Consider the following 13,276-nt stretch of genomic DNA (forward strand, 5'->3'; position numbering starts at 1 on the left):
TAGGTGGCCAGCTCCCCGGTCTCCAGGATCACCTTCAGGTGCGCGCCGCCGCAGGCCGCCTTGACCGCGACGATGTCCTCCCACACCTTCAGGTAGCGGCCGGACAGGAACGCGCCCCGGTCGATCACCATGTCGATCTCATCGGCGCCCGCCGCCACCGCCAGCGCGGTGTCGCTCACCTTGACCTCCAGCGAGGAACGGCCGCTGGGGAAGGCGGTGGCCACCGAGGCCACCTTGACCCCGGTCCCGGCCAGCGCCCCGACCGCGACCTCGACCAGGTCGGGGTAGACGCACACGGCCGCCACCGGGCCGGCGCCGCCGCCGGGATGGACGGCCTTGGTGCACATCGCCCGCACCTTGCCGGCCGTGTCGGCTCCTTCGAGGGTGGTCAGGTCGACCATGGAGATGGCCAGGTCGATGGCCTGTGCCTTGGCGGTGGTCTTGATCGAACGGGTGCCGAGCATCGCCGCCCGCTGGTCCGCGCCGACCCGGTCAACCCCGGGCAGGCCGTGCAGGAAAGCTCGCAACGCCGAGTCGGACGAGGCGACGTCCGCGAGCGAGGTAGTCACAGTTGACACCAACACAGCATCGCCGACCAGGGCCGTGAGCTCCAAACCGGACCGCCTTAGGCGGTCGGCCCCGGGGTCTTAGGCATGCCGTACGCGTCGGCGTACCGGAGATAAGGCATCCACCCGATGTGGCAGGCAGGGCCTTAGACCGAGTCTTAAAGGTGTCAGGAAGAAGCACGAAATTTCAGGAGACACACCATGCACCCCGAGATCGAGTACGAGCTCATGAAGAACCACGCGAGCGAGCTCCGCAAGGCCGCCGCCGAGCACAGGCGGGTACGCGAGGCCGAGAGGGCCAACAAGTCCGAGCGCCGCTCGGTCTTCGGCAAGCTCCGCTTCTCATGACCATCCCACGAGAGCCCGGCCACCACCTCCCTCGTGGCCGGGCCTCGAAACCCCCGTAAAGGGACCCCCATAAAAGCGTCGAAAGTAATCGATCGGGCATGACATGCTGGATGACATGCGGGGACGTTCTGTCAGTCCCGTCTTCGTCGGGCGGGAAGAGGAGCTGGCGGCTCTGTCTGAAAGCTTCGACGAGGCACGAAAAGGCACGGTGACAGCCGTCCTGCTCGGCGGCGAGGCCGGGGTCGGCAAGACCAGGCTCATCCAGCGCTTCGCCGAGCAGTGCCAGGCCTGTGGCGCCCACGTGCTGTTCGGCGGCTGCGTGGAGCTGTCCACGGAGGGCCTGGCCTACGCGCCGTTCACCGCCGCGCTCCGGCAGCTCGTCAGGGAGCAGGGCCCCGCGGCCGTCGCCGGGCTGCTGCCGGACGGCGCCGAGCGCGATCTCGCGCGGCTGCTGCCCGAGTTCGGCGAGCCGAGCGGCGACGGCGAGACCGACACCGGCCGCGCCCGGCTCTTCGAGCAGTTCCTCACCCTTCTCGAACGCCTGGCCCTCGCCCGTCCCACCGTCCTCGTCATCGAGGACATCCACTGGGCCGACAGGTCCAGCCGCGATCTCATCGCCTTCCTCAGCCGCAACCTGCACGCCCCGCAGGTGCTGATCGTCATGACCTACCGCTCCGACGACCTGCACCGCCAGCATCCGCTCCGGCCGGTGCTGGCCGAGCTGGGCAGGGTGAGCGGCGTGCACCGGCTCGACCTGCCCCGCCTGTCGCGGGACGAGGTCGCCCAGCAGATGGCCGGCATCCTCGGCGAGGTCCCCCAGTACGCCAAGGTCGAGAAGGTCTACGAGCGCAGCGAGGGCATCCCGCTGTTCGTGGAGGCCATGCTGGAGGGCGAGGACTGCGCGTTCCCCGAGTCCATGCAGGACCTCATCCTCAACTCCGTCGAACGGCTGCCCGAGGAGACCCAGCGCCTGCTGCGCGTCGCCGCCGCCGGCGGCATCCGGGTCAGCCACAAGCTGCTGGCCGCCGTGAGCGGCCTGTCCGACGTCGAGCTGGAGGCCGCGCTGCGCCCGGCCATCGCGGGCAACGTCCTGCAGATCGCCGACAACCGCGCCTACGTCTTCAGGCACTCGCTCATCCGCGAGGCCGTGCACGACGAGCTGCTGCCCGGCGAGCACCAGCGGCTGCACGCCAGGTTCGCCGAAGAGATCTCCAAGGACCGCGGGCTGGTCCCGCCGGGGCGCGCCGCCGTCGAGCTGGCACACCACTGGTACGGCGCCCGCAACGACACCTGGGCGCTGATCTCCGCCTGGGAGGCGGCGCAGAAGTCGTTCAAGGCGTTCGCGTACACCGAGGCCGTCCCGCTGCTCGAACGCGTCCTCATGCTGTGGGAGCGCGTGCCCGACGCGGCCGAGCTCATCGACGCCGACCACACCGCCGTCCTCGAACGCGCCTCGGAGGCCGCGAACGCCGGCGGCGAGGCCGACAAGGGCGCCAAGTTCGTCAAGGCCGCGCTGTCGGAGCTGGACGAGGCCCAGGAGCCCGGCCGCGTCGCGCAGCTCATCGTGCGGCGGGTGGGGTTCAAGAACTCCAAGGGGCAGCTCGGCGTCATCGAGGACCTCCGGCACGCGCTGCGGCTCGTGCCCGAGAACGGCGCCGACCGCGCCGAAGTGGTCTCGGTGCTGAGCCGCCACCTCATGTTGCGAGGCGAGATCGCCGAGGCGAGCGAGCTGATCGCCGAGGGGCTGCGCCTGACCAGGGAGCTCGGCGACGGTTGCCTCGAAGCCGACCTGCTGATGAACCTGGCGCTGGGCCACTCCCTCAACGGCGAGAACGAGTCCACGATCACCGTCAACGAGCAGGCGCTGGAGATCGGCACGGCGGCGGGGTCCGCCCGCCTGATCACCAGGGCGGTCGGCAACAACATCGACGCGCTGATCGACATGGGCCGCCACGAGGAGGCGCTGCGCCTGGCCGAGCACGGCTGGGAGCTCGCCAAGAAGTACGGCAGGCTGCGCGGCAGCGGGCTGTTCATCAAGAACAACTGGGCCGAGGCGCTGGAGGTGATCGGCCGCTGGGACGAAGCCATCGAGATCATCGAAGGCGCGCTCAGTCACGGCCCTGTCCTGCGCCACCGGTACGCGCTCCTGCGCGTCCGCGCCGACATCGCCCTGGCCAGGGGCGAGCTGCAACTGGTCGAGGGCATCCTGTCAGAGGTCGGCGTGCTGAAGGACCGGCCCGAGGAGTTCGTCCAGGACATCATCAACAACGCCCGCCTGCACATCGGCTGGCACCTGACGAAGGGCGAGCCGGGGGCCGCGCTCAGCGTGGCCGAGCGCGTGCTCTCGCACCACAAGCAGTCCAGCAAGGCCATGCTCAGCTGGCGGCTGCTCTCGCTGCTCCGCACGGTCTGCGACGCCGCCGAGGCCACCGAGCCCGAACGGGCCGCCGCGGTGCGCGAGCTGGCCGCGGAGGTGGCGGCCGAGCTGTCGGTCATCGGGCCGGTCGTGGAGGCGTACCGGCTGTCGTACACCGGCGACTTCGACGCCGCCGCGGCGGCCTGGGAGCGGCTCAACCGCCCGCACAACCAGGCCAAGGCCCTGCTGCGGGCGGCCACCGCGGCCGCGCGCGGGGGCGACCGCGAGGGGGCGGCGGCCCGGCTGAAGGTGGCACACCCGCTGGCCCAGGCCTTGCGCGCGACGCCGCTGATCGAGGAGATCGAGATGCTGTCGCGCCGGGTGGGCGGGGTTCAGCCCGCCCAGGAGCCATCCGAGCTGCTGACGCCGCGCGAGCTGGAGGTGCTGCGGCTGGTGACCCAGGGCAGGACCAACCGGGACATCGCGACCGAGCTGTTCATCTCGGCGAAGACGGTGAGCGTGCACGTGTCCAACATCCTGGCCAAGCTCGGCGTCACCACCCGCGGCGAGGCCGCCGCCGCGGCCCACCGCCTCTCACTACTGTCCCCCTGATCCGATAAGCGCTTCCGCCAGGAGGACGACGCCGAAGATCGCGAACGCCGCCGCGGCGCCGTACCGGATGACCTTCTCCGGCAGGTGCTTGCCCAGCAGCCGTCCCACCAGGATCGCCAGCGCGTCCGCCGCCACCATGCCGACGGTCGAGCCGATCCAGGTGCCGAGCCAGCCGTGCTGCGTGGCCAGCGTGATGGTGGCCAGCATCGTCTTGTCGCCCAGCTCGCTCAGGAAGAACGCCACGGTCACCGCGATCAGGGCGTTCCTGGTGGTGCGCTGGGCCTTCTTCGACTCGTCCTCGGTCAGCTCGTCCCCGCGCAGCGTCCACGCGGCGAACCCGAGGAAGGCCAGCCCCGCCACCACCGCGATGGCCGTCGTCGGCAGCGCGTCACCGATCAACCCGCCCAGGGCTACGCTGACCAGGTGCACGAGGGTCGTGGCGATCGTGATGCCCGCGAGCACGGGCCAGATCTTGAAACGGGTCGCGAACGTCATCGCCATGAGTTGGCTCTTGTCGCCGAGCTCGGCCACGAAGATGACGGCGAGACTGATCCAGAACGCTTCCAACGGTCCCCTTCCGCGCGACCGAGCCGGAAGCGGCGACCCGGGGAGATTCGGGCACGACTTCGGCCCGGCAGCGTCTCATTGCACAACTGCCAGGCCGAAGGTCTCGTCCGCCCGTATGAGGCCCGTGTGACCGGGCGCGATGAAGCGCCAGTGTGTCGATCACACGATTGGGACTACTCCCCTTCGGAAATTCCAACCAACCATAACAGCCCGCGAACGGGACCTATTCCCCGAGGTCCGAGCACGGGCTTCTCCCGTCCCCGCGTCCCGGGCGGGACCTATTCCCGAGGCCCGAGCCCGAGCTCCCCCCAGACCCCTATTCCCCGAGCTCGCAGCCGACGAGCACGGGCTCGTTGACCAGCGTGACCCCGAACTTCTCCCGCACCCCGTCCCGGACCTCCCTGGCCAGCGCGAGCAGGTCGCCGGTGGTGGCGACCCCGTCGGGGTTGGTCAGCGCGAGCGTGTGCTTGGTGGAGATGCGTACGGGCCCGCGCGCGTACCCCTTCGGGTAGCCCGCCTGCTCGATCAGCCACGCGGCGGGCACCTTGACCGCCCCGCCGGGCAGCTCCCAGCGCGGATGCCCCGGGGCGCGGGAGGCCAGCTCCGCGGCCTCCTCGGGCGTGAGGATCGGGTTGGTGAAGAACGAGCCGGCGCTGCGGGTGTCGGGATCGTCCGGGTCGAGCACCATGCCCTTGCCGCGCCGCAGCGCCAGCACGGCCTCACGGGCCTGCGCGAGCGGCACCCTCCCGCCGGGCTCCGCATCCAGCCTGCGGGCCAGCTCCTCGTACGCCAGCGGGCCCGACATTTCCGAAATATCCAGCGCGTACGTCACCGCGAGCACCACATGCCGCGCCAGGTCGCGCTTGAAGGCGCTGTCACGGTAGGAGAACCCGCACTGCCGCGCCTCCAGATCCACCACCTGCCTGGTGCGGCGGTCGTAGGCACGCACGCACCAGACGGTCTGGGCCACCTCCTGCCCGTACGCGCCGACGTTCTGGATGGGCGTCGAGCCGACCAGCCCGGGGATGCCCGACATGCACTCGATGCCCGACCAGCCCTCGGCCACGGCGCGGGCGACCAGCGGGTCCCAGTCCTCCCCCGCCTCGACCGTGACCAGCACCTGCTCGCCGTCGCGCGAGACGGTCACGCCCTGGGTCGAGACCTTGATGACCAGCCCGTCGAAGCCCTCGTCGGCCACCACGACGTTGCTGCCCCCGCCGAGCACCAGCGTGGGCAGCCCCTTCATGTCCGCCTCGGCCACCAGGGACACGAGGTGCTCCGCCGTGGTCGCTTCGGCGAAGTCGCGGGCCGGGCCGCCTAGGCGCAGCGTGGTATACGGCGCGAGCATCTCCATGGGCCAATAGCTTATGAGGTGCCCAGTATGCGCAGCACGCGGTCGAAGTTCCGGCGGGACTCCCGTGCGTCGTAGTCGGGGTCCACGTCGTGCGATCCCAGCCGCACGGCGGGCAACGGCTCCTCGGGCACGACCAGCTCTCTGTGCCCTTGCCGGAGAGGCCCTCGCTCGTGGGACTCCTGCTGGTTGGCCCCTTGCTGGAGTGCGAGGGAGAGCGCCAGATCGGCGTTCCTGCCGTAGCCGGCGTCCTCGGGCAGGGCTCCGAGCGCCGGGGCCCGGCGTACCGCCATGAGCTCCCCCGTCAGCGCCCGCACCCTCCTGGGCCCGGCCGTGCCCGGCCCCGGCTCCACCACGCGGACCGGCTCCGGCTCCCCGTCCGGGAAGTCCACGCCCCTCCACCCGGCCGCCACGGCGCCCCCCGCGACGGCCGCGACCAGCGGGGTCAGCGCGTCGCCGCAGAGCTCGACATTCGTGTCCATGAGCACGTGCATGTCCGCCTCGTCCAGCCGCAGCAGCTTGGCGCGGCATTCGCCCCAGGTGGCCGTACCCCCTCGCCAGTGCGGCTCCTCGGCCACGTGCCACACGGCGATCCGATCCGGATGCCGGTCGGCCAGCTCGTCCAGCACCTCGCCGGCGCCGTCGACGTCGCCGAGGTCGAAGGCGAGCACGCGCGCGTTCGTGTGCTCGACGATCGATCCCACGCTCTTCCTGACGTCCTCCGGCCAGCCGTCGACCAGCAGGCTCACGGTGACGGTGACGTCCTTGGTCTCCGTACGCTGGCGTTCCAGCTTGACGCCCAGCTCGTCGAGGCGGTTGGTGGCCAGCGAGCTGTCCCAGACGCGCTGAGCGTGCAGCATGGTGTCACCCGTGTCGCCCCGCTGCCCGGGAGCGCCGGAAAAGCCCAATTCGGCAGCGGGATCAATCCGAGCATGCGCCCCGTTGCCCGCCCCTGCCCCGCTCGCCTTGGCCTTCGCGTCAGGCGTACCGGCTTCGGTCGCCCTGGCCCTTGCACCGACAGTCCCGGTTTCGGTGCCGCCGGCGGTGTCCCGTCCGGTGCCGGAGCTGCCCGCCACCTTCTCGACCCGCGCCGGCCGAAGGTGGGCGGGCGGCTTGGCATCGGTCACAGCGGAAACGGGGATCGATCGAACTGTGGGCCAAACTCGTCGCGCGGCTTCGTTCATAGACGTCACGCGTACCCGAGACCCGCCCGAAATATCACCCGGCCGGCCGCCGCGTCAGGACAGCTGGACCACCGCGCGGGCCTTGGACAGCACCTTCTGATCGCCCGACCTGGCGGTGAGCCCGATGACCACCCGCTTGTCCTCCAGCTTCTCCTCCACCACCCCGCTGACCGAGACCGTCGCCCCCTGATCGTCGTCGGGAACGACCACCATCGACGAGAACCGCACCCCGAAGTCCACCACCGCCCCGGGATCCCCGGCCCAGTCCGTGACGAACCGCCCGGCCTGCGCCATCGTGTACATCCCATGCGCGATCACGTCGGGCAGCCCCACCATCTTGGCGAACCGCTCGTTCCAGTGGATCTGGTTGAAGTCCCCGGAAGCCCCGGCGTACATCACCAGGTTGAGCCGGCGCACGTTGTAATCGGCGGCCGGGATCTCCTGACCGACCTCGACCTCGTCGTACTTCACCGTGGCGGTCATCTCAACCGGCCCCTCCGCGCTCGACGATCGTGTTGTAGGTGACGCAGACCGGTTCGCCGTCGACGGTCGTCACTTCGCTCCTGACCGTCAGCAGCTCGTTCCGCCCGGCCGTGCGGATGTCGGTGATCGTCGCGGTCGTGACGAGCTGATCTCCGGCGCAGACCTGCCGGACGTACTCGAAGCGCTGCTCGCCGTGGACGACCATGGCGAGGTTCAGCCCGAGATCGGGATCGACGAGCGCCTCGCCCCCGCTCTGCAGGCTGAACACGATGGGGAACGTGGGCGGCGCGATCACATCGGGATATCCGGCGGCCTGGGCTGCCTCTTTGTCCCGGTAGAGCGGATTGTTGTCACCGATCGCGGCGGCGAACTCCCTGATCTTCACCCGGCTGACCTCGTACGGCGCGCTGGGCGAATAGGTCCTGCCCACGAAGTCTCGGTTCAAGGCCATCAGTGCTCCCTCGCATGTCACCAACCGAGCGCTGCTGAGGCCGACGGTAACAGAACAAGGTTCGGCTGTCGCCGGTGATTATCTTGATTTTGCCCCGCGAACTTTCCCGGCGCCCGGCCCTTTCAAAACTCCCGCCATAACCACCGCCTTCGCTCGGCACGACGGCCAGCGCGCATGACGCCGCCCACCCGTCACTGCACCCACCGACCCACACCCGGCCAACCACATCACTGCGCACCGCCCCACACGCAGCCGACCACAGGCACAGCGCCTGCCGACCCTCTCGGGACCGGCCACCGTCACAACGCCCACTCGCCCCCACAGAGCCAGCCGTCGTCACGATGCCACCGCCCCCACAGGGCCAGCCGTCGTCACGATGCCACCGCCCCCACAGGGCCAGCCAGCGCCACGATGCCACCGCCCCGTCCCCAGGAGGCCAACCAGTCACGGTCACGGTGCCCGCTTGTCCCCGTCTGGGTGGCGACCGGAGCCCCGGCGGCGGCGCGCCGAACCAGGACCAACGCCCACCCCGAACACCCCAGGCACCCACTCCGAACACCCCAAGGCGCCCACTCCGAACACCCCAAGGCGCCGACGGCCACGCCGCCATCCGCCGGCCGTCCATCAGCGGCCAGAGGGGGCCCTGGGGTCCGTGTGGAGTCGCTGAAACCCTGTGCAGACGCGACAAACCGGCGCCCTGTGGTAGGACGCCGGTTGTGCGATATGACGAAATGTGGGGCAGAAGCCCTGCCCGGAGACCTAGCGGGTCTCGCGGTGCGCGCGGTGGCAGCGGCAGTTGGGGCAGTACTTCTTCAGCTCAAGCCGATCCGGGTCGTTGCGCCGGTTCTTCCGCGTGATGTAGTTGCGGTGCTTGCACTCCTGGCAGGCCAGCGTGATCTTCGGCCTAACGTCGGTGGCAGCCACTTGGGAGTGCCTTTCTACGTTCGGGACATGGACACGCCCGTACCCAGGCCTGGTGACCTGGGAGTGGGCAGTAGCGGAGGCCGGACTTGAACCGGCGACACAACGATTATGAGCCGTTTGCTCTGCCTGACTGAGCTACTCCGCCTTTGGGCCGGTAACGACCCCGGCCCCGTAGAGGATACCCGACGCAGCGAGCACATTCGTAACTCGCCCGATCGGGTGGGGTGCTCCCAGTATGCCTCAGGAACCCCCGACAACCGAAATCCATTACCAATCGGCGATGCTCGCCCCCGAACAGCCGACTCCACCTGAAGATCAAGCAGTGGAGGAGGCAAGCGTAGCAGCGACCGGCGCGACGCGCACAACCCCTGAGAGCCCGCGGATCTCGCCGTGGCGCACATGATCCCGCCCGTCCCCGTGCAGCCGTAAGAGCCGTACCTTTTGGGCATGAGCTTCGTGGGCACTCCCCGGCCGCGTCCGCGCTGGCACCACGCGCACACGGATCTGGAGGACTTCGCGATCGTGAGCTACCGGGTGGACGCCGATGCGCTCGCCCGGCACCTGCCCGAGGGCTTCGCGCCCATGGAGGCGAGCTTCGGGGACGGCCCCGGCGCCCTGGTCTCCGCCGTCGCCTTCCGCGACCGGGACTTCCACTTCCGGTTCCTGCCGCAGGCGTCGATCAACTGCGGGCAGATCAACTACCGGGCCTACGTCACGGCGTACGGCAAGGCGGGCGTCTGGTTCTTCGGCACCCGCCTGGACCACCCCGTCGTGGCGATCCCGCAGCACCTGTGGGGCATGCCGTGGCGCCGCGACCACATCCGCATCGAGGCCGACTGGCTGGGCACCCCGGCCCGCTGGCGCCTGGAGTCCACCGACGGCCGGTGCGAGGCGGTCGAGCTCCCGCAGGCTCCGGCGCTGCTGGACGGCTTCACGGACGATTCGGACTGGCTGGAGCAACTCACCCACCCGACCCAGGGCTGGTACCGGCGCAGAGATGGCAGGGTGGGCGCCTACAGCATCTGGCACCCGGTCATGCGGCCTCGGCACCTGCAGGCCACCTTTGCCAGGTTTCCCTTCTTCGAGCGTCTGGGGCTGATCACGCCCGACACGCCCCCGCACTCGGTCCTGGCGCAGGCCCGGATCCCCTTCGACATCCACACCCCACCGCACCGCTTCCACCCGCACGGGTGACCACGCCGCTCGGCCTCGACTGGTACGCGCAGGGCGTAGGCGCAGGGCGTAGGCGCAGGGCGTAGGCGCAGGGCGTAGGCGCAGGGCGTAGGCGGCCCCCGAATGTGGGCGCGGCCCAGCCCAGCCGGAGCGTCTCCGTAGGGCGAGTGGAGCGCTGCAATACGAGCAGCCCGCAGGATGAGCATGCCTCCGCAGGGCAGACGCGGCATCGCAGGGTGGGCGCGCTCCTGCGCACCCCGGCAAGGCAGGCTGGGCAGTGCAGGATGAGCCGCGCCTCTGAAGGGTGAGGGGCGGCCTCCGGAAGGCGAGCGCCCCCCGGGGTGGCGTGGCGGCGCAGGGCAAGCACACCCCTGTGAAGCGGGCCTGGCGGCGCGGGGCAAGCGTGGCGGCGCGGCGGGCCGGTGGCGGCGCGGCGGGCCGGTGGCGGCGCGGCGGGCCGGTGGCGGCGCGGCGGGCCGGTGGCGGCGCGGCGGGCCGGTCATTTGGGGTGGGTGGAGGAGGTTGGGTGGCGTGGGAGGGGTGGTGGTTAAGGGTGGGGGTGGATGTGCTGGGGTGGGGGGGCGAGGGGTGGGAAATGCGAAACGCCCGGCCCCGCGATCTTGCGGGTCGGGCGTTGTGGATGTTCAGAGCGAGAGCCCCCAAACGGAATCGAACCGTTGACCTTCTCCTTACCATGGAGACGCTCTGCCGACTGAGCTATAGGGGCCTGTCCGGCGCTGCGGACAGGTGTAACCATACACGGCAGTCAGCGATGATGCGAACTCGTTCGGGCCTCCGCGCGCTCTTCCGTCCGCCGCCGCGCCGGCAGTTCGATGACCTCGCACAGGTCGGCCAGGTCGACGTGTCTGGCCACCTCCGCCACAGAGGTGCAGTCGGCGACCACCCACCCGTGCCGGCGCACCCGCAGCAGTTGCCGCCCGCCGTGCACCACACCTACGACCTCGTAGCCGTCGAGGCCGACCCATCGCCTGTCCATAGCGGCACACAGTAGCCGCCGGGTCTCTCAATTCTTGCCATGCCACACGCGTTACAGGCCATACCGAATCAGTTCAGAGCCGGTAGAAACCCAAGAAATCCTTCCGACGGGCGATGTCGTCCACGCGCACCACCGCACCGGTCTCGGGCGCGTTCATCATCTTCCCGTTGCCGAGATAGATGCCCACATGGTGGGTTTTGATGGCTTTTTTCGTGATGCTTCCGAAGAAAACCAGGTCCCCCGGCATGGCCACCAGAACCCGCCGCATCCGCCGTACGTGATCGTTGGTGTTCCCCGGCCCCAGCACGTCAGACCCGCTGGCCAGCGCGTACACCCATCGCGCGAACCCCGAGCAGTCGAGACCGCGCGTCCGGGCGGCCGGGCAGGGCCGGATCTTTCCCTGGTATCCCTTGCAGGTCCCGTTCGACGGGCCGGGCTCCTCGGCGTGACCGCCTCCCCACGAGTAGACGATCCTGCGCTGCTCGATCTCGTACGCGATCCGCACGACGTTCTCCGGCACGTACAGCCCGAGCGGCACGGAGGCCGTGGCGACGAGCAGGATCAGCGCCGCCGCCCCTGCTGCCAGCCGCCACCGCCTCATACCGTCCCGCCCCCGACAAGCTCCATGGCCCTCAGGAGTCATCCTGCCTCATGGGGATCTGCGCCGCTCAGCGGCTCCCAGGCAGGCGTCAGCGGGCCTTGAGGGTCAGTTTCACGGAGCCCACGGTGACGTACAGCCCGACCGTGCCCTTCGACTTCGACGGCTTCGTGGTGATCGTGAACGTCGCCTTCTGGCCCCGCGCCAGCTCCCCCACCTGGCACAGCACCGCCGTGCCGCTGAACTTGCACCCGGGCGCCTTCACCACGCGCTGCCCGCCGAACGCCCGCCCCGACACCTTGACGTCCTTGACGGGGTGCGGGCCGGTGTTCGAGACGGTGACCGTGTACGTCTTCCGGTTCCGGGCCGCGCCCGAGACCGTCACCTCGGCCGGCGGGTTGGCCAGCTCCTTGAGCTGGGACTCGGAGCCGTTGAACGAGTTCTGCCCACCGGCCAGCGTGCCCTTCTCCGCCGACTGCCAGAACGTGTGCCTCTTCCAGCCCTTCGGCAGCTCACCGGGGTCGCCGCCCCAGCGGGCGAGCCAGAGCGGGTTCGACTTGAACTTGTCGGAGTTCCCCGTGCAGGTCTGCCACCAGCTCGTGGTGGTGTAGATGATCGCGCGGCGGCCGGTGGCCTCGTGGTACTTCTTCGTGAAGTCCTTGATCCACATGACCATGTCCTTGGCGGACAGGTCGTAGCAGTTGTTCTTGCCGTTCTTGTCCTTGTACGGGTTGTCCTCGATATCGAGCACTCCGGGCAGCGTTTGACCGTCGCTGATCCAGTTGCCGCCGTTCTGCAGGAAATAGTCGGCCTGGGCCGTCCCGTCGGATTCGTGTGGTTGCGCAAAGTGATATGCGCCCCGGATCAGCCCGGCCCCGGCGGCACCGCCGTACTGGGTGTCGAAACTGGGGTTGCGGTAGTCCGTCCCCTCGGTGGCCTGGACGAACGCGAACTTCGCGCCCCCGGAGGCCACGCTTTCCCAGTCGACCTCGCCCGTCCAGTTACTGACGTCGACGCCGGGAACACCGTCGGCCGCCTCCGCGACTCCACCCATACCTAAGGCAGCAATTGCCGCAATTACCCACAGACTTTTCACGCGGGAGATCATTGCGGACCCTGACACAACCCCGCAAGTCCCGAAATATCAACTGTTTTTGAGGTATCAATCCAATAGACCGTCCCAACTCCCAGGGGCCGCGCCCCCGCCGCCCATTCCGCCCATCGCTCGTCCCTGAGCCGGGCCTCGCCGTGGATCGCATGCCGCACCCGCCCCTCGTACCGGCGCCTGGCCAGCTCCGGCGGCACCGCGCACCAGACCTCGCGCACCTCGACCGAGGCCTCGACCCCGGCCCGCTCGAGTCCGGCGAGCACCAGCGGCCGCGTCGGCGCCAGCCAGGGGCTCTCCAGCACCGCGCCCCGCCCGGCGTTCGCCAGCAGCGTCCACATGCTCTCTCCGGCGGCCGCGCCCAGCCGCCTGCTCCATTCCCGCTCGCCCATCCCGGGCGGCCGTTCGAGCACGTCGGCCAGCGTCTCCTTGAGGTCGTCCTTGCTGAAGACCGGCAGGCCGAGCGCCCGCCCCAGCGCCCGCGCGACCGTGGTCTTCCCGGCCCCGGGCAACCCGTTCACCAGCACCACCATCCGGCACACGGTCAGCCATGCTGCCAGC

14 protein-coding genes and 2 tRNA genes are annotated in these 13,276 nt (G+C 69.9%); 3 read left to right on the plus strand and 13 right to left on the minus strand.

Annotated features, from left to right (window positions below):
- The coding region (deoC, locus tag ACWDRB_RS39620; protein WP_449903039.1) for a 2-deoxyribose-5-phosphate aldolase at window positions 1-569 on the minus strand (569 nt) is incomplete at its 3' end.
- A 198-nt stretch (window positions 570-767) separates the two neighbouring features.
- On the opposite strand from deoC, the gene ACWDRB_RS39625 reads away from it, so the two are divergent.
- Both ACWDRB_RS39625 and ACWDRB_RS39630 read left to right on the plus strand, forming a co-directional pair.
- Window positions 768-914 carry a hypothetical protein gene (locus ACWDRB_RS39625; RefSeq protein ID WP_192789639.1) on the plus strand — a complete coding sequence of 49 codons (147 nt, stop codon included), beginning with the start codon at window positions 768-770 and terminating at the stop codon, window positions 912-914.
- A gap of 115 nt (window positions 915-1,029) precedes the next feature.
- The gene (locus tag ACWDRB_RS39630; RefSeq protein ID WP_449902669.1) at window positions 1,030-3,882 is read left to right on the plus strand and encodes an ATP-binding protein; all 2,853 of its coding nucleotides are present in this window, start codon (window positions 1,030-1,032) and stop codon (window positions 3,880-3,882) included.
- On the opposite strand, the gene ACWDRB_RS39635 is transcribed toward ACWDRB_RS39630, so the two are convergent.
- From ACWDRB_RS39635 to ACWDRB_RS39665, 7 genes are all read right to left on the minus strand, one after another.
- Window positions 3,868-4,449, minus strand: coding sequence for a TMEM165/GDT1 family protein (locus ACWDRB_RS39635; protein ID WP_350733731.1), 582 nt, complete (start codon window positions 4,447-4,449; stop codon window positions 3,868-3,870). The genes ACWDRB_RS39630 and ACWDRB_RS39635 overlap by 15 nt on opposite strands.
- 316 nt (window positions 4,450-4,765) lie before the next feature.
- Window positions 4,766-5,803, minus strand: coding sequence for a UDP-N-acetylmuramate dehydrogenase (locus ACWDRB_RS39640; protein ID WP_350733729.1), 1,038 nt, complete (start codon window positions 5,801-5,803; stop codon window positions 4,766-4,768).
- A gap of 11 nt (window positions 5,804-5,814) precedes the next feature.
- The gene (locus tag ACWDRB_RS39645; RefSeq protein ID WP_449902672.1) at window positions 5,815-6,660 is read right to left on the minus strand and encodes a hypothetical protein; all 846 of its coding nucleotides are present in this window, start codon (window positions 6,658-6,660) and stop codon (window positions 5,815-5,817) included.
- Between the two features lie 378 nt (window positions 6,661-7,038).
- Complete coding sequence (locus tag ACWDRB_RS39650) at window positions 7,039-7,467, minus strand: MaoC family dehydratase (RefSeq protein ID WP_350733726.1); 429 nt, start codon at window positions 7,465-7,467, stop codon at window positions 7,039-7,041.
- A gap of 1 nt (window position 7,468) precedes the next feature.
- Entirely contained in the window at window positions 7,469-7,918 is a 450-nt protein-coding gene (locus ACWDRB_RS39655) for a MaoC family dehydratase N-terminal domain-containing protein (RefSeq protein WP_192789633.1), read from the minus strand.
- A gap of 759 nt (window positions 7,919-8,677) precedes the next feature.
- Window positions 8,678-8,842: a 50S ribosomal protein L33 gene (gene rpmG, locus ACWDRB_RS39660; protein WP_019632658.1), complete on the minus strand. Its 165-nt coding sequence runs from the start codon at window positions 8,840-8,842 to the stop codon at window positions 8,678-8,680.
- A gap of 71 nt (window positions 8,843-8,913) precedes the next feature.
- A tRNA-Met gene (locus ACWDRB_RS39665) sits at window positions 8,914-8,987 on the minus strand.
- A gap of 302 nt (window positions 8,988-9,289) precedes the next feature.
- Between ACWDRB_RS39665 and ACWDRB_RS39670 the strand changes: the two genes are divergently transcribed.
- On the plus strand, window positions 9,290-10,036 hold the full coding sequence (locus ACWDRB_RS39670; RefSeq protein WP_449902675.1) for a DUF2071 domain-containing protein: 747 nt from the start codon (window positions 9,290-9,292) through the stop codon (window positions 10,034-10,036).
- Window positions 10,037-10,669: 633 nt separating this feature from the next.
- On the opposite strand, the gene ACWDRB_RS39675 is transcribed toward ACWDRB_RS39670, so the two are convergent.
- The 5 genes from ACWDRB_RS39675 to ACWDRB_RS39695 all read right to left on the minus strand — a co-directional run bounded on the left by ACWDRB_RS39675 (window position 10,670) and on the right by ACWDRB_RS39695 (window position 13,248).
- A tRNA-Thr gene (locus ACWDRB_RS39675) sits at window positions 10,670-10,742 on the minus strand.
- A gap of 39 nt (window positions 10,743-10,781) precedes the next feature.
- A complete protein-coding gene (locus tag ACWDRB_RS39680) occupies window positions 10,782-11,012 on the minus strand; it encodes a transposase (protein ID WP_350733721.1) in 231 nt (76 codons plus the stop codon).
- A gap of 73 nt (window positions 11,013-11,085) precedes the next feature.
- Window positions 11,086-11,613 carry a C40 family peptidase gene (locus ACWDRB_RS39685; RefSeq protein ID WP_449902678.1) on the minus strand — a complete coding sequence of 176 codons (528 nt, stop codon included), beginning with the start codon at window positions 11,611-11,613 and terminating at the stop codon, window positions 11,086-11,088.
- Between the two features lie 88 nt (window positions 11,614-11,701).
- Window positions 11,702-12,664 (minus strand): GH25 family lysozyme, encoded by a 963-nt coding sequence (locus tag ACWDRB_RS39690; RefSeq protein ID WP_449902680.1) that lies wholly within the window; start codon window positions 12,662-12,664, stop codon window positions 11,702-11,704.
- Between the two features lie 50 nt (window positions 12,665-12,714).
- On the minus strand, window positions 12,715-13,248 hold the full coding sequence (locus ACWDRB_RS39695; protein WP_449902683.1) for an AAA family ATPase: 534 nt from the start codon (window positions 13,246-13,248) through the stop codon (window positions 12,715-12,717).
- Window positions 13,249-13,276 lie beyond the last annotated feature (28 nt).

This window comes from Nonomuraea sp. NPDC003707 (assembly GCF_053587055.1).

Excerpts from the sequence above, each read along its gene's own strand:
- ACWDRB_RS39690 (WP_449902680.1), bottom strand. The coding sequence starts at position 12,664 with ATGGGTGGAGTCGCGGAGGCGGCCGACGGTGTTCCCGGCGTCGACGTC.
- ACWDRB_RS39640 (WP_350733729.1), bottom strand. The coding sequence starts at position 5,803 with ATGGAGATGCTCGCGCCGTATACCACGCTGCGCCTAGGCGGCCCGGCC.
- ACWDRB_RS39695 (WP_449902683.1), bottom strand. The coding sequence starts at position 13,248 with ATGGTGGTGCTGGTGAACGGGTTGCCCGGGGCCGGGAAGACCACGGTC.
- ACWDRB_RS39655 (WP_192789633.1), bottom strand. The coding sequence starts at position 7,918 with ATGGCCTTGAACCGAGACTTCGTGGGCAGGACCTATTCGCCCAGCGCG.
- ACWDRB_RS39670 (WP_449902675.1), top strand. The coding sequence starts at position 9,290 with ATGAGCTTCGTGGGCACTCCCCGGCCGCGTCCGCGCTGGCACCACGCG.
- ACWDRB_RS39650 (WP_350733726.1), bottom strand. The coding sequence starts at position 7,467 with ATGACCGCCACGGTGAAGTACGACGAGGTCGAGGTCGGTCAGGAGATC.
- ACWDRB_RS39645 (WP_449902672.1), bottom strand. The coding sequence starts at position 6,660 with ATGCTGCACGCTCAGCGCGTCTGGGACAGCTCGCTGGCCACCAACCGC.
- ACWDRB_RS39680 (WP_350733721.1), bottom strand. The coding sequence starts at position 11,012 with ATGGACAGGCGATGGGTCGGCCTCGACGGCTACGAGGTCGTAGGTGTG.
- ACWDRB_RS39625 (WP_192789639.1), top strand. The coding sequence starts at position 768 with ATGCACCCCGAGATCGAGTACGAGCTCATGAAGAACCACGCGAGCGAG.
- ACWDRB_RS39685 (WP_449902678.1), bottom strand. The coding sequence starts at position 11,613 with ATGAGGCGGTGGCGGCTGGCAGCAGGGGCGGCGGCGCTGATCCTGCTC.
- ACWDRB_RS39630 (WP_449902669.1), top strand. The coding sequence starts at position 1,030 with ATGCGGGGACGTTCTGTCAGTCCCGTCTTCGTCGGGCGGGAAGAGGAG.